Genomic DNA, 21,287 nt, shown 5'->3' on the forward strand with positions numbered 1-21,287 from the left:
TCAGGTCTTGATCGGGTCTTTGCTCTCACGCAGCGCTCGATGATAGAGCGAGGCACTCAGGCCCAGGCCCGCCAGGGCCATGAGACCAGCAAAGAGGAAGATGGCGCTGAAGCCGAAGCCGTTGGCGATGGCGCCGGCGAGAGGGCCGGTGATCCCCAGCGCCAGATCCAGGCACAGCGAGTAGGCGCCCAGCGCCGCGCTGCGATTGGTTGGCGGTACCTTGACGATGGCCTCCACGCCCAAGGCCGGATAGACCAACGAGAGTCCGAAACCCGCCATGGCCGCGCCTACCAACGCCATCTGCGGGGTGACCGCCAGCCAGAGCAGCAGCAACCCCAGAGTCTCCACGCTGAAACAGGCCAGGGCGACGCGGAAGCCGCCGAGCGTGTTGATGGTGCCGGCGAACAGCAGCCGCGCGCAGATGAAGGCCGCACCGAAGGCAGTCAGGCAGAAGGCCGCGTTGGGCCAGCCGTTGCTTGCGTAGTAGAGCGTGACGAAGGTGGCGATAGCGCCGAAGCCGATAGAGCTGAGCAACAGGCAGAGGCCGAAGGGGCTGATACGCCAGAACACCTTGTGAAAGGGCAGCCGCTCGCCTGGAATCACCGGCGCCGGCTCCTTGTTCCAGGCCAGGGCCAAACCCAGGGCACCGAGCAGGGCGATGGCCACGCCGAGGCTCCAGAGCCCTAGGCCCGCGACCATGGCCACGCCAAGGGGCGCGCCCAGAGCCAGGGCGCCATAGGCGGCGATGCCGTTCCAGGAGATCACCTTGCTCACGTGTTGCATGCCGACGCTGCCCATGCCCCAACTCAGGCAACCGGTACCGATCATGGCCTGGGACATGCCGAGGATGACCCGGCCGACGATCAGCAGGCCCAGGCTGAGACCTGGCACGCTCTGCAGCGAGGTGGCCAGTAGGGTCAACACGCCGCAGGCGACGCAGCCGAACAGCCCGTAGATCACCCCACGCTTGGCGCCGATGCTGTCAGCCAGCTTGCCGGCGAGGGGGCGGGTGAAGAGAGTGGCGAGGTACTGGATACTGATTGCCAGTCCGGCGATGACCGACCCATAGCCGAGATCGTCGTGCACGTAGCCCGGCAGGATCGCCAGTGGCAGGCCGATCGCCAGGAACAGCAGAAAGCTGAAGATGACGATGGAGACGATGCGCAGCGTGATGGCGAGCGAAGGGGCGGGTGGGGCGGTCGTAGTCATGGCTGTTCTCGCGAGGACTCGTCGAAACGGCAGAGGAGGCGAACGCTGAGGGCCAAGCCTGCCAGCGCGGCCAGGGCCGCGCAGAGAAAGCTGGCGGCATAGCCGAAATGGGTGGCCACGGCGCCGATGAGGGGCCCGGTCACCGCCAGCGAAAGGTCGATGAACACCGAATAGCCGGCCAGGGCGGCACCGCGGTTCGAGGCCGGAACCCGCTGCACCGCTTCCACAGCCAGCGCCGGAAACACCAGCGAGAAGCCGATCCCGGTGAGGGCGGCGCCCACCAGAGCGGTGGTCATGCTGGGGGCCAGCCAGAGGATGGCCAGGCCCACGGCTTCCACCGCCAGGCTGACGATGGCGACGCGAAAGCCGCCGTGGCGATTGATGGCGTTGGCGCAGACCAGGCGTACACCGATGAAGAAACAGCCGAACACGGTCAGGCACAGGGCCGCGCCACTCCAGCCCTGACTGGCGTAATAGAGGGTGATGAAGGTCGCCAGGGTGCCGAAGCCGATGCCACCCAGCGCCAGGCCGAGGCCGAAAGGCAATACCCGGCCCAGCACCGTGGTGAAGGGCAGGCGTTCGCCTCGCACCGGAACGATGGGCGGGCGGGGCTTGGCGATCCGATAGCCCAGCGCCGCCAGACCGATGATGCTGGCGCCCAAGCTCCACAGTCCCAGGCTGTCCACCAGCACCACGCCAAGGGGGGCGCCTATGGCCAGGGCACCGTAGCTGGCGACGCCGTTCCAGGAGATCACCTTGGCGGTGTTGGCCGGGCCGACCCGGCCGATTGCCCAGGAGATGGCGCCGGTACCCGAGAGGCTTTCGGCGCAGCCCAGCACCAGTCGGCCAAGCAACAGGGCACCAAGGCTGACCCAGGGCCAGGCTTGCAAGAGTACCGAGGCCAGCATCAGCACGCCGCTGAGACCGCAGCCGAGCATGCCATAGAGCACCGACTGCTTGGCGCCCACGGTGTCGATGATGCGTCCGGCATGGGAGCGCGAGAACAGGGTCGCCAGGTACTGACTGCTGATCACCAGGCCGGCGATGATGGAGTTGAAGCCCAGCTGGTCGTGCACGAAGCCCGGCAGCACGGCCAGGGGGATGCCGATGGTAAGGTAGGCGATAAAGGTAAAGAGCACCGTACCCAAGGTAATGCGGGTGGCCAGAGCGGGTGAGGGTGCAGGCGGTAGGCTGGCGGTCGACATCGGACTCGAGAGGTTGTCTGACAATGTGGGATAGATTGCTTTCGCCTGGCAAAGGTCACATGCGATGACATTTTTTATCCAGGTCCGAGACGGAGCGAAACGGGCGCTGGGCCCTGGTCGGAGCGGCCTGCTGCTGGCCGCACTGGCGGCTATGCCCACCTGGGCGGCAGAGCGCATCGAGCTGCGGATCGGCGACCAGCGCCTCGCTGTAGAAGTGGCAACGACTCCAGCCCAACGGGCTCAAGGACTCATGGGGCGACCGCCATTGGCAGCCCACGAAGGCATGCTGTTCGTCTTTGCCGGGGATGACGAACGCTGCCTGTGGATGCGCGATACCCCCAGCGCGCTAGCCGCCGCCTTCATCGATGCCGGCGGCAAGATCCTCAATACCGTCGAAATGCAGCCGCTGACCGATACCCGCCACTGCTCCCGGGCCCCGGCGCGCTATGCCCTGGAAACCCAGGCTGGCTGGTTTTCGACGCGGGGGATTCGCGCGGGCGAGCGTCTGCGAGGGTTGGAGAAAGTGGCGCCTGCCGCCCGATAGTCCCGCTTGCCCTCACACCCTCTATTGCTAAAAATCGATGGCCATATCCTTTAAATATCAAAAGCTTGAATATGATTTTTGATTTCGATTCTAAATGTGTGTTGAGAAACTACTTTAAGTCTTGATCGGGATGCCTATCGCTATCGATAGTGGCTGCTGGGGTGTCTGGCACGAACCTGGGCAGCAGGGAGGAGACGTCCCCGTGTTGCCCCAGGTCGCTTCCTGGAAAGGCCCGACCGGTCCCTATTGGATCCAGGCCTCGACCCGCCGATTCTTTACCCGGCCGTTGGCTGACAGCCCTGCGACAGGCAGTTGGTCGCCAAGGGAGAGCAGCTCACCGGCGAAGGCTTGCTGGTGGCGCAGCGCCGTGGCGACCGCAGTGGCACGCAGACGGGCCAGCAGCGCCGCCCGTGCCGGATCCTCGGTGGCGTCGTTGAAGCCCACCAGGATCAGCTGCCGATGGGCGTTTTCCGGCTGGCGCATGAAGGCCGCCAGGCGCTCGACATCGCGCAGTGCCTTGTTATCCAGGCGCGCGCTGCCGGCGGTGAAGCGGAAATTCACCGTAAGGCGCTGGGCGCGGCGAGCCAGCTCCAGATAGGCGGGTGGCATGCCACGGGTATCGCTGATGGTCAGGGGTTCGATGCGCTGGGCGACGAAGCCGCTTTGTTGTACCACCGCCTGGCCGGCAGGGGTCTGGCTGAACTCCAGCAGACTGCGCGCCCAGTCCGAGCGCTGGGCGGGCGAGCCATAGAGGAAGAGTCGCCGGGCGAGTGGATAGTCCTCGGTGGCGATGCTGGCTTCGCTGGGGGCTATGGCGCGGCCTTCACCGTCGCGCAGGGCGAGCTTTGGCGCCTTGGCGGCAGCCGCCAGGCTGGTGAAGCCGATGCCCCCAGGATCGGCGGCCACCTGCTGCGCCAATTCTTCATTGGACTCGAAGCGCTTGGCGGCCGCACTCAGGCGTTTGCCGGCAGGATTCAGCACCAGTTCGCGAAAGGTGTCGTAGGTGCCCGATCGATCATCCCGCGCATAGATCCGGATCGGCCCGGACGGGCCGCCCAGTTGCTGCCAATCGGTGACATCGCCGGCGAAGACCTGCGCCAATTGCTGGAGATCGAGCTCCCGCAGGGGATTGGCGGGATGCACGATGATCGCCAGGCCATCCAGCCCGATCACGTACTCCGCGTTCTTGCTGCCCATGTCACCCAGATTGGCCAGGGCGCTGACTTCATCGTCCTTGATGGGCCGGGAGGCCGCGGCGAGATCCGTGGTGCCCGCGGCCAGGGCGGTGAAGCCGGTACTGGAGCCATGGGCGGCGATCTGTACGGCCACGGCACTGCCATTCGGCGCCCGGGCCACCAGCTGCCATTCGTCCATCACGGTGGCAGGTATCACCTGCGGATCCCGATAGCCGCGCTCGGCGAGCAGGGCCGCGACCAGGCGCGGGCCCAGGTTCGCGTTGATCGTGTTGGAGCCTTGCAGGCGCAGAATGACAGTGGTGGGTTCGCCGGCCAGAAGGGGCGAAGGCAGCAGGGGCAGCAAGGTCGCGAGCACCGCTCGCCGCAGGAAGGCGCGGCGGAATACCGGGGCAGAGCCGTTCATGGAATAGGCCTCGAGCCTGAGACGAGGCCGCCACCTTAGGCAGGCCACATGACGCCGATGTGACAGGACCTCAGGTCAATTCTAGCCAGATCGGCGCGTGGTCGGAGGGCTTCTCCATGCCGCGGATCTCATAGTCAATGCCTGCCGAGACGATCCGTTCGCGCAGCATCCGAGACGCGAGGATGGTATCGATGCGCAGGCCGCGCTTGGGTTCGTCCTCGAAGCCGCGGCTGCGATAGGGGAACCAGCTGAACCTGTCGTCGACGTCCGGATGCAGCTGGCGATAGCTGTCGATCAGGCCCCAGTCCAGCAGTCGCTGCATCCATTCGCGTTCTTCCGGCTGGAAACTGCAGGCGCCCGTGCGCAGCCAGCGCTTGGCGTTGACCGCACCTATGCCGATGTCGTGGTCCTGGGCGGAGATATTGAAATCCCCCATGAGCAGCAAGGGCGTGTCCGGCGTGAAACGCTCTTCAAGTAGATTCTGAAGATCCGCGTAGAACTTCCTCTTGCCAGGGAATTTTGTTGGGTGAGCGATATTTTCCCCTTGGGGAAAATAGCCGTTCATGACCACCAGTGGCTGACCCTTGCGGTCGGCGAAGACGCCATAGATGAATCTCTTTTGCGACTCTTCACCATCGCCGGGAAAACCCCTGCGCAATTCCAGCGGCGCCAGGCGCGACAGCAGGGCCACCCCGTAGTGGCCCTTCTGGCCGTGATAGTGCACGTGGTAACCCAGGGCCTCGACTTCCTCGCGCGGGAACTGATCGTCCGAGACCTTGGTTTCCTGCAGGCCGATCACATCCGGATCATAGCGTTCGATGATGGCGGAAAGTTGATGAGGTCTTGCGCGTAAGCCATTGATATTGAAGCAGACTATCTTCATGAAGCTGTCCTGGAAAATGGATGGCCCTAGCCTAGCAGAAAGCCTCCTGTCGCAGCGGCGACTTGGCGAACCCTGGCCACTCCTGTTTGTCTCACAGCGCAACGCCCGTTAGCATCCCCGTATGAATAAGAACGCTCTACGCCGCGCCCTGATTGGAGTTTGTTGTCTGCACGGCATGGCCTGGGCGGCACCGGCCGAGGTCAGCGTTCGCGTCCAGCCGGCCAACAACCCCCTGCGAGACAACATCCAGGCCTATATCGGCTCGGTGGAAGGGCGCGATGTCGCCGGGCTGCAGCGCCTGCGTCCGGCGACGGAACGGCAGGCCGAGCAGGCGGCTCAGGCGCTCGGCTACTACCACGCGCAGATCGAGACTCGGGTAGAGAGTGGCGAGACACCGCGGCTGGTCGTCGAGGTGCGACCCGGCGAGCCGATCAAGCTGCGTAACGTGGATATTCGCATCGAGGGGCCAGCGCGGCGATTGCGGGCCTTTCAGCGGCCGATTCCGGCCGGCTTGAAGCCAGGCCAGCCGCTGAACCAGGGACTCTATGAAGATGCCAAGAGCCTGATCCAGAATCAGGCGCAGCGGTATGGCTTCTTTCGCGGCACCTTTACCCAGCACCAGCTGCGGATCGATCCCGCCACTGGCTTCGCCGACATCGCCCTGGTGTTCGACAGCGGGCCGCGCTTCGTCCTTGGCAAGGTGTCCTTCGCAGGGGATGCCCCTTTCGATCCCGATCTGCTGCAGCGTATGGTGCCCTTCGCCCAGGGCACGCCCTACGATTCCGAGCTGATCGCCGATTTCCAGAGCAACCTGCTGGCCAGCGGCTTCTTCGATGGCGCCCGGCTCGACACCTATCCCAAGCAGGAAGGTGCCGCCGAGGTGCCGGTGACGGTCACGCTGCGGACCCGCAAGCCGCGTACCTTCGGCTTTGGCCCCGGCTATTCGACAGATGTCGGCCCGCGGCTGAGATTCACCTGGGAGAACCACTGGCTCAACCCCCAGGGCCACAGCCTGGGTGCGGAGGCGGAGCTGTCTTCGCCACGCCAGAGCATCGCCACCTGGTACGACATTCCCGGGCAGGACCCGATCAATGACAAGTTCCGCTTCGCCGGCGGCTACCAGTACGAGCAGATCGCCGACGACGATTCCCTCAGCCAGTTGCTGACCGTGGGTCCCGAGTGGCATCGCAAGTTTCCCAATGGCTGGGAGCGGGTGCTCTCGCTCAAGTGGCGCAACGAAAGTTATCGCCTGGGCAATGACGAAGGCACCTCCAACCTGGTGATGCCGGGGGTCGATTTCTCACTGTTGCGCAGTGACAACCGCATCGATCCCAATCGCGGCTACCGCCTGCAATTCGGCGTCTCGGCGGCGAAGGAGGGGCTGCTCTCCGACGCCAACATGATTCACGCCACGGCGCTGGCCCGCGGGTTGATCACCGTGGGCGACGGCCATCGCTTCCTCGGACGCCTGCAATTGGGCGGCAACCTCACCAATGGCTACAACAAGATCCCGCCGTCGCTGCGCTTCTTCGCCGGTGGCGATCAGAGCGTTCGCGGCTACGACTACCAGACCCTGTCACCGGAAAACGACGAGGGCGACTATGTCGGCGGTCGCTACCTGATGGCCGGCGGTGTGGAGTACCAGTATCCCCTGCGCGACAAATGGCGCCTGGCGACCTTCATCGATCAGGGCAGCGCCTTCAACGACCTCAACAACTACGAACTCAAGACCAGCGTCGGCGTGGGCGTGCGCTGGGTCTCGCCAGTCGGGCCGATCCGCGTCGACCTGGCGCACGGCCTCGACGAACCCGGCGGCATCCGCCTGCACTTTTCCATAGGACCTGAGCTGTGAAGTCGGTAGGTGGTGTCATCCTTGGCGTGCTGGCGACCCTGCTCGGTGGGCTGATCCTGTTGCTGGCCCTGGTCCTGGGCAACGCCGGCATCGGCCGCCTGGTGCTGGAGCGGGTGCTGGGTCTGACCCTGACCGAGTTTCAGGGGCGCCTGGGTGGCCATTGGCAGGCTCGGCAGCTGGTCTGGGAGGGGGGCGCCACCCGGGTAACGGTCGAGGCCCCCGAATTCGCCTGGCGACCCGGCTGCCTGCTCAGGCTGCAGCTGTGCATCGATACCCTGGTCGCCTCGCGCATCGCCATCGAGCAGGCGCCCAGTCCGGAGCCGGTGCCGGAAAAGAGCGGACCCATCCAGTTGCCCAGCCTCGGCTTGCCGTTGGGGGTGCAGCTGGGTGAGGTACGGATCGGTGAAGTTCTTTACAACGGCACCGAGCAGGCCCGCGACCTGGAACTCCAGGCCCACTGGCAGGCTAATGGGATAACCATCGAGCGCCTGGCCGGCATGGCCCATGGCATCAGCCTGGATACCCACGGCCGGTTGCAGCCCAGCGGCGCCTGGCCGCTGCAGTTGCAGGGCACCCTCGGCCTGCCGGCGCCGGAGGCGGCGCCCTGGTCGTTGGCGCTCAAGCTGAACGGCGAATTGCAGAAGACCTTGCAGCTGGAGGCCGACAGCAGCGGCTATCTGCCCGGACGCTTGACCGGCACGGTGCAGCCGCTGGTGGACAACGTCCCGGCCGATCTGCAATTGGTGGCCGATGGCTTCAAGGCGGCCGCCAGCCTGCCCGATACCCTGCGGCTGAACGACCTCAAGCTGACCGCGCGAGGCGATCTGGCTGCGGGCTACGCCCTGGTCGGCCAGGCGAAACTGCCGGGCGAGGGCGGTCCGGTGGACCTGAATCTGGAGGGCCGCGTCGATGCCAAGGGCGCGCGGGTCGCGGCCTTGCGCCTGCAGACCGCGCCCGAGCAGCGCGTGGCGCTGGCCGGCCAGGTCGACTGGCAGCAGGGGCTCGCCGCCGACGCCACCCTGGATTGGCGCGACTTCCCCTGGCGCCGGCTGTATCCCATGGCGGAGCCCCCGGTGAGCCTGCAGCGTCTGCAGGGCGAGGTGGCCTATAGAGACGGTGCCTATTTGGGCAATCTCAAGGCTGCGGCCACCGGTCCGGCCGGTGCCTTCACCCTGGCCACCCCCTTCAGTGGTGATACCACCCAGCTCAATCTGCCCTCGCTGGATCTCCAGGCCGGCCAGGGGCGGGCGCAGGGCAAGGTCAACCTGGGCTTCGCCGACGGCGTCAGCTGGCAGGTGGCCCTGGATCTGAGTCGCCTTGATCCGGCCTTCTGGGTCGCTCAGCTGCCCGGTAGCCTGGCCGGTCCGCTGCGCAGTTCCGGTGCCTTCAAGGATGGCCGCCTGCAGCTGGATGCCGATCTGGACCTCAAGGGACGGCTGCGCAACCAGCCGGCCGTACTGGCCGCCAAGGCCAAGGGCGCTGGCGAGCAATGGCAGGTCTCGCAGGTGGACATCCGCCTGGGTGACAACCGCATCCAGGGGCAGGGCGCGCTCGATCAACGGCTGCAGGGCCAGCTGCAACTGGATTTGCGGCGCCTCGGCCAACTCTGGCCCGATCTGTCCGGCAGCGCCCAGGGCCGCCTGGATCTGGCCGGCACCCTCAAGGCGCCGGCTGGCCAGCTGCGTCTCGACGGGCGCCAGCTCGCCTATGCCGACAACCGCATGAGCAGCCTGGGGCTGGCGGCCACTCTGGACGATCGCCAGCGTGGCAAGCTGGAGCTGACCGCCCAGGGCCTGCAGGCGGCCGGGCGCGATTTTGGCGTCTTGCGCCTGCAGGGGCAGGGCGATCGCCGCCAGCAGCAGGCCGAGCTGTCGCTCAAGGGGCCCCAGCTCAACCTTGCGCTCGCGGCCGGCGGTACCCTGGCCGACAACGGCGACTGGAAGGGCCAGCTGGCCCGCGGCTCGGTTGCCGCCAGCGGCCAGAACTGGACCCTACAAAGCCCCGCGCGCATCGAACGCCTGGCCAACGGGCGCCTGGAACTGGGCCGGCATTGCTGGCGGTCCGGCGCGGCCAGCCTTTGCGGCGACGATCAGCAGCTACTGCCCGACACCCGTCTCGCCTGGCACCTGCGCGCCTTCCCGCTCGCCAGTCTGCAACCGCTGCTGCCCCCGGAACTGGCCTGGCAGGGCACCCTCGATGGCGACGTCGACCTGCGCCTGCCCAAGGCCGGGCCTGATGGCGAGATCCGTCTCCAGGCCGGCCGTGGCAGCCTCAGGCTGCGCGACGCCGCGGGCCAGTGGCAGACCTTCAGCTACGACAGCCTGGACGTCACCAGCGCCCTGAAACCGCAGCAGGTGGACACCCAGGTGCGCCTGACCAGTGCCGACCTCGGCCAGCTCGATGTGCAGGCGCGGCTGGATCCCCGCGATCCGAACCAGGCGCTGGCCGGTCGCTTCCAGTTGCAGGGCCTGAATCTGGCCCTCGGCAAGGCCTTCGTCGAAGGCATCGAGCATCTGGAAGGCGAGATCAACGGCGCGGGCGAGCTGGGCGGAACCCTGCTGCAACCGCGGGTCAACGGTCAGATCCAGCTCAGCGGCGGCGACATCGGCGGCGGCAGCGTGCCGACGCGCCTGCAGGACCTCGGCCTGACCGCCCGTATCCAGGGCGACACCGCCTTGCTCGACGGCGGCTGGCGCAGCGGCACCCAGGGGCGCGGCCAGATCCGGGGCAGCGTCGGCTGGGCCAATGGCCTGGACGTCAATGTGGCGGTCACCGGCGACAAGCTGCCGGTCAACGTCGAGCCCTATGCGCAGCTGGAAGTGGCGCCCGATCTCAAGATCCTGATGAAAGACGGCCGCCTGGCCCTGGCCGGCGAGGTGCGGGTGCCGCGCGGGCGCATCCAGGTGCAGCAGCTGCCGCCGTCCACGGTCAAGGTGTCGGACGATGCCGTCATCGTCGGCCAGGAGGCGCCGGCCAGGCAGCAGGCGATGCAGATCGCCATGGACGTCGATGTGCTGGTCGGCTCCGACAAGCTCACTTTCGACGCCTTTGGCCTGTCCGCGGAAATCGTCGGCAAGGTCCACATCGGCGACAACCTCGACACCCGCGGAGAGCTGAACCTGCGCAACGGCCGCTACAACGCCTATGGTCAGCGCCTGACCATGAGGCGCGCTCGGCTGTTCTTCCAGGGGCCTATCGCCCAGCCCTATATCGATGTGGAAGCCGTACGGATGGTGCAGGAGCAAAATGTCACCGCGGGATTGCGGCTCTCGGGCTTCGCCCAGCAGCCGCGTATCGAAGTGTTCTCCGAGCCGAGCATGAGCCAGGAGCAGGCGCTGGCCTACCTGGTGCTGGGGCGGCCGCTGTCCAGCGGCAGCGAAGGCGACAACAACGTGCTCGGCCAGGCGGCGCTGGCATTGGGCCTGGCCGGCAGTTCCGGCACCGCCGGTGCCCTGGCGCAGCGCTTGGGCATCCAGAACTTCCAGCTGGATACCGCTGGGTCAGGGGACAAGACCAGCGTGGTGGCCTCGGGAAATCTGACCGATCGCTTGTCGGTGCGCTATGGGGTAGGGGTGTTCGATTCGGCCAATACCGTCGCCCTGCGCTACCAGCTCACCCGCCGGCTCTATCTCGAGATCGCCAGCGGTCTGGCCAATTCCCTGGATTTCTTCTATCGCCGCGATTTTTGAAGCAGGGGCGCGTAACGCTTTGATCGGGTGCGGAAAACGTGTTTACTCCCTGTCCCGTCTCATGAGAAAGGAGCTGTTCATGGCAACCGTCAATCTGCGTGGCAACCCGGTCGAGGTGCAGGGCAACCTGCCGCAGCCTGGCCAACAGGCCCCGGCCTTCAGCCTGGTCAATGGCGATCTGCAGGACATCACCCTGGCCAGCCTCGCCGGCAAGCGCAAGGTGCTCAACATCTTCCCCAGCGTCGACACCCCGACCTGCGCCACCTCGGTGCGCAAGTTCAACAGCGAAGTCGACAAGCTGGATAACACCCTGGTGCTGTGCATCTCCGCCGACCTGCCGTTCGCCCAGAAGCGCTTCTGTGGCGCCGAAGGCCTGGAAAAGGTCATAAACCTCTCGACCCTGCGCGGTGCCGAATTCCTGCAGGCTTATGGCGTCGCCCTGGCCAGCGGTCCGCTGCAAGGCCTGGCCGCTCGTGCCGTGGTGGTACTGGACGAACAGGACAGGGTGTTGCACAGCGAACTGGTGCCCGAGATCGGTCAGGAGCCGGACTACGCGGCTGCGCTCGCCGTCCTCGGCTGATCGCCGGCAACCCACCGCGCCACGCGGTGGGCGCTTCGAAACGGGCAGGCGCCTTTTGTGTCTGCCCGTTTTGCTTTAGGTAAAATCGCAGTAAAGGGGCTGGTTAGCCGTCTCGCTACTGCTTATCTTCCGCCTTCCCTAGCGTGTACGTATTCTCCGATGTCCGACTCTTCGCCTAGCTCTTCCTCCCGTCGCCGACTGGTCTGGCTGCTCGTTCTCGTGATGCTGGTGGCCGCGGGTGGCTGGTATTGGTATCACCAGCACGGCCAGAAGAGCGAGGCCGCGGCCGGCAAGGGGGCTCGTTCGCCCTTCGGCATGACCGGCCCGACCCCGGTGCGGGTGGTGGCGGTCGAACAGCGCAGCTTTCCCATCGTACGCCGGTCCATCGGTACGGTGACCGCGCTCAATACCGTGAACGTGCGCACCCGGGTCGCCGGCGAACTGGTCCGCGTCGCCTTCGACGAAGGCCAGAAGGTCAAGGCCGGCGAGCTACTGGCCACCATAGACCCACGCCCCTATGAGGTGGCGCTGCAGCAGGCCGAGGGCACCCTGCAGCAGAATCAGGCGCAGCTGCGCAACGCCGAGCTGGACCTCAAGCGCTACCAGGGGCTGTTCCGCGAGGACAGCATCGCCAGGCAGACGCTGGATACCCAGGAGGCCCTGGTCAACCAGTACCGCGGTACCCTCAAGAACAGCCAGGCGGCGGTGGCCGATGCCAAGCTGAATCTGGCTTTCACCCAGATCAAGGCGCCCATCGCCGGCCGTGTCGGCCTGCGTCAGCTGGATGGGGGCAACCTGCTGTCCGCCAACGACAGCACCGTGGTCGCCGTGATCACCCAGACCCAGCCGATCTCGGTGGTCTTCACCCTGCCGGAAAGCCAGCTCGGCGAGTTGCTCAAGCGCGCCCGCGCCGGCCAGACCCTGCCGGTCGAAGCCTGGGATCGCGGTGGTTCGCGCAAGGTCGCTGACGGCACCCTGCAGAGCTTCGACAACCAGATCGATACGGCCACTGGCACCCTCAAGTTTCGCGCGCGCTTCGCCAATGGCGACGAGGCGCTGTTCCCCAATCAGTTCGTCACCGTGCGGGTGCGCGAACAGGTGCTGGATCAGGCCCTGGTGGTGCCTTCCGCGGCTATCCAGTTCGGCTCCAATGGCACCTTCGCCTACGTGGTGGGGCCCGACAACAAGATCCAGGTCCGCAGCCTCAAGCTGGGGCCGGATGACGGCAGTCTGACCGTGGTCACCGAAGGCCTGGCTGCCGGTGACCGGGTGGTGACCGAAGGCACCGATCGCCTGCGCGAGGGCAACGAGGTGGAGGTGGTCACCGGTGCCTCGGCGGCGCCCAGCGAACCGGCCAAGCCGGCGGTACGCAAGCCCGGCAAGACCCAGGGCTGATCGGCCGCGATGGATATCTCGCGCCCCTTCATCCTGCGCCCGGTCGCCACCACCCTGTTGATGGTGGCGCTGCTCATCGCCGGTCTGCTGGCCTATCGGTTGCTGCCGGTCGCGGCGCTGCCACAGGTGGACTATCCCACCATCCGGGTGCTCACCCTCTATCCCGGCGCCAGTCCCGATGTCATGACCAGCGCCGTCACTGCGCCGCTGGAGCGTCAGTTCGGGCAGATGCCGGGCCTGTCGCAGATGGCCTCCACCAGCTCCGGTGGCGCCTCGGTCATCACCTTGAGATTCAACCTGGAACTGAACCTGTCGGTCGCCGAACAGGAGGTCCAGGCGGCGATCAACGCAGCCAACAACCTGCTGCCCAGCGACCTGCCGGCGCCGCCGGTGTACAACAAGGTCAATCCGGCCGATACCCCCATCGTCACCCTGGCGATCAGCTCCAGGACCCTGCCGCTGCCCACGCTCTACGATCTGGTCGACACCCGCATGGCGCAGAAGCTGGCCCAGGTCAGCGGGGTAGGGATGGTCAGCCTGGCCGGCGGCCAGCGACCGGCGGTGCGTATCCAGGTCGATCCGGACAAGCTCGCGGCTCACAACCTGACCTTGGCCGATGTACGCAGCCTGGTCACCAGCGAAAACACCAACCAGCCCAAGGGCAGCTTCGACGGCCCCACTCGGGTGGCCACCCTGGACGCCAACGACCAGTTGCGCGACCCCAAGGCCTATGGCGACCTGATCCTCAACTACGCCGACAACGGCGCCCTGCGCCTGGGTGACGTCGCCACCATCGCCCAGGGCGCGGAAAACGACCGCCTGGCCGCCTGGGCCAATCGTAGCGGCGCCATCCTGGTCAACGTCCAGCGCCAGCCCGGGGCCAACGTCATCCAGACCGTCGACCGCATCCAGGCGCTGTTGCCGAGCCTCAAGGAAAGCCTGCCGGCCGGTCTCGACATCGCCGTGCTCAGCGACCGTACCGAGACCATCCGCGCCGCGGTTACCGACGTCCAGCACGAGATGCTGCTGGCGGTGGGATTGGTGGTCATGGTCACCTTTGTCTTCCTGCGCCGCTTCAGCGCCACACTGATCCCCTCGGTCACGGTGCCGTTGTCGTTGATCGGCACCTTTGGCGCCATGTATCTGGCCGGCTTCTCGCTGAACAACCTGTCGCTGATGGCCCTGACCATCGCCACCGGCTTCGTCGTCGACGACGCCATCGTCATGCTGGAAAACATCTCCCGGCATCTGGAAGAGGGCGCCACACCCATGGAAGCGGCGCTCAAGGGCGCCCGCCAGATCGGCTTCACCCTGGTGTCCCTGACCGTTTCGCTGATCGCTGTGCTCATCCCGCTGCTGTTCATGCAGGACGTGGTGGGCCGGCTGTTCCGCGAATTCGCCATCACCCTGGCGGTGGCCATTCTTATCTCCCTGGTGATCTCCCTTACCCTCACGCCGATGATGTGCGCCCGCCTGCTCAAGCGCGAGGAGGCCGCGGAGCATCGGTTGGTGTGGCTGGAACGGCTGATCGGTGGCTATGGCCGGGCACTGCGCTGGTCGCTGGCCAATCGGGCGCTGATGCTGCTGCTGGCGCTGGCGACCTTCGTGCTCACCGCGGTGCTCTACCTGCTGGTGCCCAAGGGCTTCTTCCCAGCCCAGGACACCGGCTCCATCCAGGGCATCACCGAGGCGCCCCAGTCGATTTCCTTCCGTGGCATGAGCGAGCGCCAGCAGGCCCTGGCCGCAGTGGTGCTGCAGGACCCGGCGGTGGCGAGCCTGTCGTCCTATATCGGCGTCGATGGCGATAACGTCACCCTCAACAGCGGTCGCATGCAGATCAACCTCAAGCCGCAGAGCGAGCGCGACGTCACGGCCCAGGAGGTGATCGACCGGCTGCGGCCCGCGGTCGCCGAGGTGGTGGGCATCACCCTCTACATGCAGCCGGTGCAGGACCTCAGCGTCGAAGACCGGGTCAGCCGCACCCAGTATCAGCTCACCCTGGATTCACCCGACGCCAATCTGCTCGACACCTGGGTGCCGCGGCTGACCGAGGCGCTGCACCAGCGGCCCGAGCTCACCGATGTCACCAGCGACCTGCAGAACAAGGGGCTGCAGCTGTACCTGACCATCGACCGCGACGCGGCGGCGCGCCTGGGCGTGCAGGTCTCGGCCATCACCGACGCTCTCTACGACGCCCTCGGTCAGCGGCAGATCTCGACCATCTACACCCAGGCCAACCAGTACCGGGTGGTGCTGGCCAGCGCCGCTGCCGACAGCCTGGGGCCGGATGCCCTCAGCCAGGTCTGGGTAAAGGCGGGCAGTGGTACCACCTCCAGCGGCAGCAGTGGCACCGGTACGGCCAGCACGACCGAAACCACCACGGACACCAGTCGCGCCCCGGTGCGGCTGTCCAGCCTGGTGAAGATGGAACAGCGGCCGACCCGTCTGGTGATCAACCATCTCAGCCAGTTCCCGGCGGTGACCCTGTCCTTCAACCTGGCGAACGGCGTTTCCCTCGGTGCCGCCGTGGCCGCCATCGACGCGGCCAAGCAGGAAATCGGCCTGCCGGTGGGTATCAACACCCACTACCAGGGCGCGGCGGCGGCCTTCCAGGCCTCGCTGTCCAGCACCTTGTTGCTGATCCTGGCGGCGGTGGTGGTGATGTACATCGTGCTGGGGGTGCTCTACGAGAGCTTCATCCATCCGCTGACCATCCTCTCGACGCTGCCCTCAGCGGCCATCGGCGCCTTGCTGGCGCTGCTGCTCACCGGCAACGACCTCGGGCTGATCGCGGTGATCGGCATCATCCTGCTGATCGGCATCGTCAAGAAGAACGCCATCATGATGATCGACTTCGCCCTCGACGCCGAACGCCACCAGGGGCTCACGCCGGAGGAGGCCATCTACCAGGCGGCGCTGCTGAGATTCCGGCCGATCCTCATGACCACCCTGGCCGCGCTGTTCGGCGCGGTGCCGCTGATGCTGGCCACCGGCGCTGGCGCCGAACTGCGCCAGCCGCTGGGCCTGGTGATGGTGGGTGGCCTGCTGGTGAGCCAGGTGCTGACGCTGTTCACCACCCCGGTGATCTACCTGGCCTTCGACCGCCTGGGCGAGCGCCTGGGTCGGCGCAGGACGGCCTGAGGTGAATCTCTCGGCGCCCTTCATCGCCCGGCCGGTGGCGACCCTGCTGCTGAGCCTGGCCTTGCTGCTGCTCGGCGCCATCGCCTTTAGGCTGTTGCCGGTGGCGCCCCTGCCGCAGATGGATTTCCCGACCATCACCGTCTCGGCGACCCTGTCCGGCGCCAGTCCCCAGGTGATGGCTTCCAGCGTGGCCACCCCCCTGGAGCGCTCCCTGGGCAGCATCGCCGGTATCAGCTCCATGACCAGCCGCAGCAGCCAGGGCTCGACCCAGATCATCATCCAGTTCGACCTGGACAAGGATGTGAATACCGCCGCCCGCGAGGTGCAGGCGGCCATCAACGCCTCGCGCAACCTGCTGCCCAGCGGCATGCGCCAGATGCCGCGCTATCGCAAGGTCAATCCGTCCCAGGCACCCATCATGGTGTTCTCCCTGACCTCCAAGACCCTGAGCAAGGGCGAGCTCTACGACCTGGCGTCGACGGTGCTGGCCCAAAGCCTGTCCCAGGTCAACGGTGTCGGCGAGGTGCAGATCGGCGGCAGCTCCCTGCCGGCGGTCCGCATCGAGCTGGAGCCCCGGCAGCTGGAGCACTATGGCCTGGCGCTGGACGATGTCCGCACCGCCATCAACAGCGCCAACCAGCGTCGGCCCAAGGGCGCGGTGGCCAATGACCAGCACAACTGGCAGATCCAGGCCAACGACCAGCTGTTCAAGGCCGCCGACTATGCGCCCCTGATCATCCGCTACCAGGATGGTGCGGCACTGCGCCTGCGCGATGTCGCCAAGGTCAGCGACGCGGTGGAAGACCGCTACAACGCCGGCTTCTACAACGACCAGAGCGCGGTGTTGCTGGTGGTCAATCGCCAGGCCAACGCCAACATCATCGAGACCATCGCCGCGCTCAAGGCGCGCCTGCCAGCGCTGGAAGCCATCGTGCCGGCCAGTGCCCGCCTGGAAGTGGCCATGGACCGCTCAGGCGTGATCAAGGCCACCCTGCACGAGGCCGAGCTGACCCTGATCATCGCCGTCTTCCTGGTGATCGGCGTGGTCTGGCTGTTCCTCGGCCGACTGCGCAGCGCGGTGATTCCGGCCCTGGCGGTGCCGATCTCCCTGGTGGGCACCTTCGCCGTCATGTACCTACTCGGCTTTTCGCTCAATACCCTGTCGCTGATGGCCTTGATCCTCGCGGCGGGCCTGGTGGTGGACGATGCCATCGTGGTGCTGGAGAACATCGCCCGCCACATCGACAACGGCATGGCGCCGCTCAAAGCCGCCTATCAGGGCACCCGCGAGGTGGGCTTCACCCTGCTGTCGATGAACGTCTCCCTGGTGGCCGTCTTCGTCGCCATCCTCTTCATCGGTGGCATCGTCGAGAAGCTGTTCCGTGAATTCTCCCTGACCCTGGCGGCGGCCATCCTGGTCTCCCTGGTGGTGTCCCTGACCCTGACGCCCATGCTCTGCGCGCGCTGGCTCAGGCCCCATGACCCGACCACCCAAGGCCGCTTGCAGCGCTTCAGCGAACGCGCCCATCGCCGGCTGGTGGTGGGTTACGACCGCAGCCTCGGCTGGGCCCTGCGCCATCGGCGCCTGACCCTGCTCAGCCTGATCGCCACCATAGCGCTCAACGTGGTGCTCTATGTCGTGGTCCCCAAGACCTTCATGCCGCAGCAGGACACCGGCCAACTGATCGGTTTCATCCGCGGCGACAATGCCCTGTCGTTCCAGGTGATGCAGCCGAAGATCGAGATCCTGCGCAAGTCGCTGCTGGCCGATCCGGCGGTGGCCAGCGCCTCGGGCTTCGTCGGCAGCTCCGGTTCCGGCAGCGGGGTGAACAATGCGGTGATGCTGATCCGCCTCAAGCCCATCGCCGAGCGCCAGCTGGATGCCCAGAAGGTCATCGAGCGCATCCGCGCCAACGCCCCCAAGGTGCCGGGTGCCCAGCTGTTCCTCATGGCCGACCAGGACCTCAGATTCGGCGGTCGCCAGCAGAGCACCTCGTCCTATGAGTACAACCTGCTCTCCGGCGACGTCCAGCTGCTGCAGGCCTGGCAGCCCAAGGTACTGGCCGCGCTCAAGGCACTGCCGGAACTGACCGCGGTGGATGGCCGCGAGGGCAGCACCCAGCAGATCACCCTGCAGATCGACCGCGAGAAGGCCAAGCGCCTCGGCGTGGACATGGAGACCGTGGCCGCGGTGCTCAACAATTCCTTCGCCCAGCGGCAGATCTCGACCATCTACGAGCCGCTCAACCAGTACAAGGTGGTGATGGAGATCAATCCGCGCTATGCCCAGGACCCGACCGTCCTCGAGCAGGTGCGGGTCATCACCAGCAGCGGCGCCCAGGTGCCGCTGTCGGCCTTCGCCTACTACACCAACAGCCTCGCCGAGGACCGGGTCACCCACGACGGCCAGTTCGCCTCGGAGAGCATCAACTTCGACCTGGCGCCGGACGTCAGCCTGGAACAGGCGACCCGGGCGGTGCAGCGCGCGGTGGCCGCCATCGGCCTGCCCAGCGATGTCCAGGGTCGCCTGGGCGGCTCGGCCAACATCTTTGCCAGCACCGTCTCGGGGCAGCCGCTGATGATCCTCGGTGCCCTGGTGCTGGTCTACATCGTGCTCGGCGTGCTCTACGAGAGCTACGTACACCCCCTGACCATCCTCTCGACGCTACCGTCGGCGGGGGTAGGGGCCTTGCTGGCCATCCAGCTCACCGGCGGCCAGTTCAGCCTGATCTCCATGCTCGGGCTGTTCCTGCTGATCGGGGTGGTGAAGAAGAACGCCATCATGATGGTGGACCTGGCGCTGCAACTGGAACGCCAGCAGGGGCTGACGCCCGAGGAGGGCATCCGTCAAGCCTGCCTGCTGCGCCTGAGGCCCATCCTCATGACCACCATGGCCGCCATCTTCGGCGCCGTGCCGCTGCTGATCGGCAATACCGAAGGCGCCGAGATGCGCCAGCCGCTGGGCCTGGTGATCGTCGGCGGGCTTGTGCTGAGCCAGATCCTCACCCTCTACACCACCCCGGTGGTCTATCTCTATTTCGAACGCCTGCGCCGCCGCGTCAATCGCTGGCGCGGCATCCGTACCGACGCTGCCCTGGATACGCCGCTATGACCCCATTCCTGCGCCTGCCGACGCTGACCCTGGCTCTGCTGCTGGCCGGCTGTACCCTGGGCCCGGATTACCAGCGACCGACCACCACGGTACCGTTCGCCTATCGCCACGCCGAAGGCTGGCAGGCCGCCGCGCCCAAGGACCTGGAGATCCGCGGCGACTGGTGGCGGCGCTATGACGATCCGACCCTGGATCGGCTGATGGTGCAGCTCAACCAGCGCAACCAGAGTCTGGCCCAGGCCGAGGCCACCTATCGGCAGTCGCTGGCCCTGGTCAGCCAGGCGCGGGCTTCGCTGTTCCCGACCCTGTCCAGCAGCCTGGGCGCCACCCGTTCCGGGCGCGGCGGCGGTTCGGGCAGCAACACCGTCATCCGCAACTCCAGTGGCACCAGCAGCACCTTCAGCAGCAGCGGCACCAGTACCATCAGCAACGCCTATGACGCCAGTCTGGGGGTGAGCTGGGAGCTGGATCTCTGGGGCCGCGTCCGCCGCCAGGTGGAGTCGGATCGGGCCACCGCCCAGGCCAGCGCCGCCGAGCTGGCCGCCACCCGCCTGAGTCTGCAGACGCAACTGGCGACCAACTACCTGCAGCTGCGGGTGCTGGATGCCCAGCAGCGGCTGCTCGACGCCACCGTGGCCGCCTACGAACGCTCCCTGCGGCTGACCCAGAACCAGTACCGCGCCGGTATCGTCACCCCGGCCGATGTCGCCCAGGCCACTACCCAGCTCAAGAGCACCCAGGCCGACGCCATCGATCTCAGGTATCAGCGCGCCCAGCTGGAGAACGCCGTCGCGGTGCTGGTCGGCGAAATCCCGGCCAATTTCCAGCTGGCTGCGGTCAAGACGATTCCCGAGTTGCCGCCGCTGCCGAGCGCCGTGCCCTCGACGCTGCTGGAACGGCGCCCGGACATCGCCCAGGCCGAGCGCCAGGTCATGGCCGCCAATGCCGCCATCGGGGTTGCCGAAGCGGCCTACTACCCCGACCTGACCCTGAGCGCCAGCGGCGGCTACAGCGCCAGCCAGTGGGGCAGCCTGGTCAGCACCCCGAATCGCTTCTGGTCGATCGGGCCGTCCTTCGCCCTGTCGCTGTTCGATGCTGGCCTGCGCCGGGCCCAGGTGGAGTCGGCCGAAGCCAGCTACGACGCCAGCGTCGCCGGCTATCGCCAGACCGTGCTCGATGGCTTCCGCGAGGTGGAAGACTACCTGGTGCAGTTGCGCACCTACGATGACGAAGCCGGCGTACGCCAGGAGGCCCTTGACGCCGCGCGCCGCGCCCTGCAACTGGCAGAGAATCAGTACCAGGCCGGGTTGATCGGCTATCTCGACGTCGTCACCCTGCAGACCACCGCCCTGAGCAACGAACGCACCAACCTGACCCTGCTGGGCAGTCGCCTCAGCACCAGCGTCCAGCTGATCGCCGCGCTCGGCGGTGGCTGGGATGGCAATGTCACGCCGCCCGCGCCGCCGCGGCGGCCCTGAGCCCAGGCACAAAAAAGCCGGGCGATTGCCCGGCTTTCGCGACTAGCGCTTAGTTGGGGAAGAGTTCGCCCAGCTTCATGCTCAGCATCATGTTGCCTTCGACGCGCAGCTTGCCCGACATGAAGGCCTGCATGCCGTCGGTCTCGCCGCTGACGATACCGGCCAGGGTGGCCTGGTCCATGATCAGGGTGCAATCCGGATCGGCAGCGTCGCCCTGCTGGACGTCGCAGGTGCCGTCCTTGATGACCACGTAGTAGTTGTCACCGCCCTCGACGTCGAATTGATAGGTGAGATCCAGGCCGGCCGCGGCGGAGGGGTCGAACTTGCTCTTCAGGGTGGCGATGGCATCGGCTGCGCTCATGGCGAGGGTCCTTGTGGTCTTTTTCGATGAGGCCCACTCCAGCGGGAGGGGCAGGGTACTCGACCGAGGGTAGGGGGCGGCAGAAGGCCTGTCAACGGCTATTCATACGCTTGTTTGAAAGGCTGGGGCTTGCGCACGGCCTGATCGCAGCCGAGAAGTAGCCCATGCAGGAAGACCGACCAGGGATCGCCGAGTTTCTATCGCTCGGACGACTCGGTATGCTGGGCAGGGCACTGCTG

13 protein-coding genes are annotated in these 21,287 nt (G+C 66.6%); 8 read left to right on the forward strand and 5 right to left on the reverse strand.

Annotated features, from left to right (window positions below; all coding sequences use genetic code 11):
• Both LRS53_RS05425 and LRS53_RS05430 read right to left on the reverse strand, forming a co-directional pair.
• Complete coding sequence (locus LRS53_RS05425; protein ID WP_231355211.1) at positions 1–1,209, reverse strand: MFS transporter; 1,209 nt, start codon at positions 1,207–1,209, stop codon at positions 1–3.
• On the reverse strand, positions 1,206–2,414 hold the full coding sequence (locus LRS53_RS05430) for an MFS transporter (protein WP_231355212.1): 1,209 nt from the start codon (positions 2,412–2,414) through the stop codon (positions 1,206–1,208). Before LRS53_RS05430 ends, LRS53_RS05425 begins: the two co-directional genes overlap by 4 nt.
• 151 nt (positions 2,415–2,565) lie before the next feature.
• Between LRS53_RS05430 and LRS53_RS05435 the strand changes: the two genes are divergently transcribed.
• Entirely contained in the window at positions 2,566–2,958 is a 393-nt protein-coding gene (locus LRS53_RS05435) for a DUF192 domain-containing protein (RefSeq protein ID WP_269216665.1), read from the forward strand.
• A gap of 243 nt (positions 2,959–3,201) precedes the next feature.
• Here the strand turns inward: LRS53_RS05435 and LRS53_RS05440 are convergent, their stop codons facing one another.
• Together LRS53_RS05440 and xthA are read right to left on the reverse strand one after the other, a co-directional pair.
• Positions 3,202–4,557, reverse strand: coding sequence for a substrate-binding domain-containing protein (locus LRS53_RS05440; RefSeq protein WP_231355214.1), 1,356 nt, complete (start codon positions 4,555–4,557; stop codon positions 3,202–3,204).
• A gap of 70 nt (positions 4,558–4,627) precedes the next feature.
• The gene (gene xthA, locus LRS53_RS05445; RefSeq protein WP_231355215.1) at positions 4,628–5,440 is read right to left on the reverse strand and encodes an exodeoxyribonuclease III; all 813 of its coding nucleotides are present in this window, start codon (positions 5,438–5,440) and stop codon (positions 4,628–4,630) included.
• Between the two features lie 175 nt (positions 5,441–5,615).
• Here xthA and LRS53_RS05450 point away from each other — a divergent pair, with 175 nt between their 5' ends.
• From LRS53_RS05450 to LRS53_RS05480, 7 genes are all read left to right on the forward strand, one after another.
• Complete coding sequence (locus LRS53_RS05450; protein ID WP_231355409.1) at positions 5,616–7,292, forward strand: autotransporter assembly complex protein TamA; 1,677 nt, start codon at positions 5,616–5,618, stop codon at positions 7,290–7,292.
• Positions 7,289–10,981, forward strand: a complete 3,693-nt coding sequence (locus LRS53_RS05455; RefSeq protein ID WP_231355216.1) for a translocation/assembly module TamB domain-containing protein — start codon at positions 7,289–7,291, stop codon at positions 10,979–10,981. The genes LRS53_RS05450 and LRS53_RS05455 overlap by 4 nt, the downstream gene beginning before the upstream one ends.
• A 79-nt stretch (positions 10,982–11,060) precedes the next feature.
• Positions 11,061–11,561, forward strand: coding sequence for a thiol peroxidase (tpx, locus tag LRS53_RS05460; protein ID WP_231355217.1), 501 nt, complete (start codon positions 11,061–11,063; stop codon positions 11,559–11,561).
• 159 nt (positions 11,562–11,720) lie between these two features.
• A complete protein-coding gene (locus tag LRS53_RS05465; RefSeq protein WP_231355218.1) occupies positions 11,721–12,956 on the forward strand; it encodes an MdtA/MuxA family multidrug efflux RND transporter periplasmic adaptor subunit in 1,236 nt (411 codons plus the stop codon).
• Between the two features lie 9 nt (positions 12,957–12,965).
• Complete coding sequence (locus tag LRS53_RS05470) at positions 12,966–16,097, forward strand: multidrug efflux RND transporter permease subunit (protein ID WP_231355219.1); 3,132 nt, start codon at positions 12,966–12,968, stop codon at positions 16,095–16,097.
• 1 nt (position 16,098) lies between these two features.
• Positions 16,099–19,209 carry an efflux RND transporter permease subunit gene (locus LRS53_RS05475; RefSeq protein WP_231355220.1) on the forward strand — a complete coding sequence of 1,037 codons (3,111 nt, stop codon included), beginning with the start codon at positions 16,099–16,101 and terminating at the stop codon, positions 19,207–19,209.
• On the forward strand, positions 19,206–20,687 hold the full coding sequence (locus tag LRS53_RS05480) for an efflux transporter outer membrane subunit (RefSeq protein ID WP_231355221.1): 1,482 nt from the start codon (positions 19,206–19,208) through the stop codon (positions 20,685–20,687). The genes LRS53_RS05475 and LRS53_RS05480 overlap by 4 nt, the downstream gene beginning before the upstream one ends.
• A gap of 49 nt (positions 20,688–20,736) precedes the next feature.
• On the opposite strand, the gene LRS53_RS05485 is transcribed toward LRS53_RS05480, so the two are convergent.
• The gene (locus tag LRS53_RS05485) at positions 20,737–21,048 is read right to left on the reverse strand and encodes an SCP2 sterol-binding domain-containing protein (RefSeq protein ID WP_058765123.1); all 312 of its coding nucleotides are present in this window, start codon (positions 21,046–21,048) and stop codon (positions 20,737–20,739) included.
• Positions 21,049–21,287 lie beyond the last annotated feature (239 nt).

Source organism: Pseudomonas sp. PLB05 (assembly GCF_021106615.1).
GTDB classification, from domain to species: domain Bacteria; phylum Pseudomonadota; class Gammaproteobacteria; order Pseudomonadales; family Pseudomonadaceae; genus Chryseomonas; species Chryseomonas benzopyrenica.

Excerpts from the sequence above, each read along its gene's own strand:
- tpx (WP_231355217.1), top strand. The coding sequence starts at position 11,061 with ATGGCAACCGTCAATCTGCGTGGCAACCCGGTCGAGGTGCAGGGCAAC.
- LRS53_RS05425 (WP_231355211.1), bottom strand. The coding sequence starts at position 1,209 with ATGACTACGACCGCCCCACCCGCCCCTTCGCTCGCCATCACGCTGCGC.
- LRS53_RS05470 (WP_231355219.1), top strand. The coding sequence starts at position 12,966 with ATGGATATCTCGCGCCCCTTCATCCTGCGCCCGGTCGCCACCACCCTG.
- LRS53_RS05480 (WP_231355221.1), top strand. The coding sequence starts at position 19,206 with ATGACCCCATTCCTGCGCCTGCCGACGCTGACCCTGGCTCTGCTGCTG.
- LRS53_RS05440 (WP_231355214.1), bottom strand. The coding sequence starts at position 4,557 with ATGAACGGCTCTGCCCCGGTATTCCGCCGCGCCTTCCTGCGGCGAGCG.
- LRS53_RS05430 (WP_231355212.1), bottom strand. The coding sequence starts at position 2,414 with ATGTCGACCGCCAGCCTACCGCCTGCACCCTCACCCGCTCTGGCCACC.
- LRS53_RS05435 (WP_269216665.1), top strand. The coding sequence starts at position 2,566 with ATGCCCACCTGGGCGGCAGAGCGCATCGAGCTGCGGATCGGCGACCAG.
- LRS53_RS05485 (WP_058765123.1), bottom strand. The coding sequence starts at position 21,048 with ATGAGCGCAGCCGATGCCATCGCCACCCTGAAGAGCAAGTTCGACCCC.
- LRS53_RS05465 (WP_231355218.1), top strand. The coding sequence starts at position 11,721 with ATGTCCGACTCTTCGCCTAGCTCTTCCTCCCGTCGCCGACTGGTCTGG.
- LRS53_RS05450 (WP_231355409.1), top strand. The coding sequence starts at position 5,616 with ATGGCCTGGGCGGCACCGGCCGAGGTCAGCGTTCGCGTCCAGCCGGCC.
- xthA (WP_231355215.1), bottom strand. The coding sequence starts at position 5,440 with ATGAAGATAGTCTGCTTCAATATCAATGGCTTACGCGCAAGACCTCAT.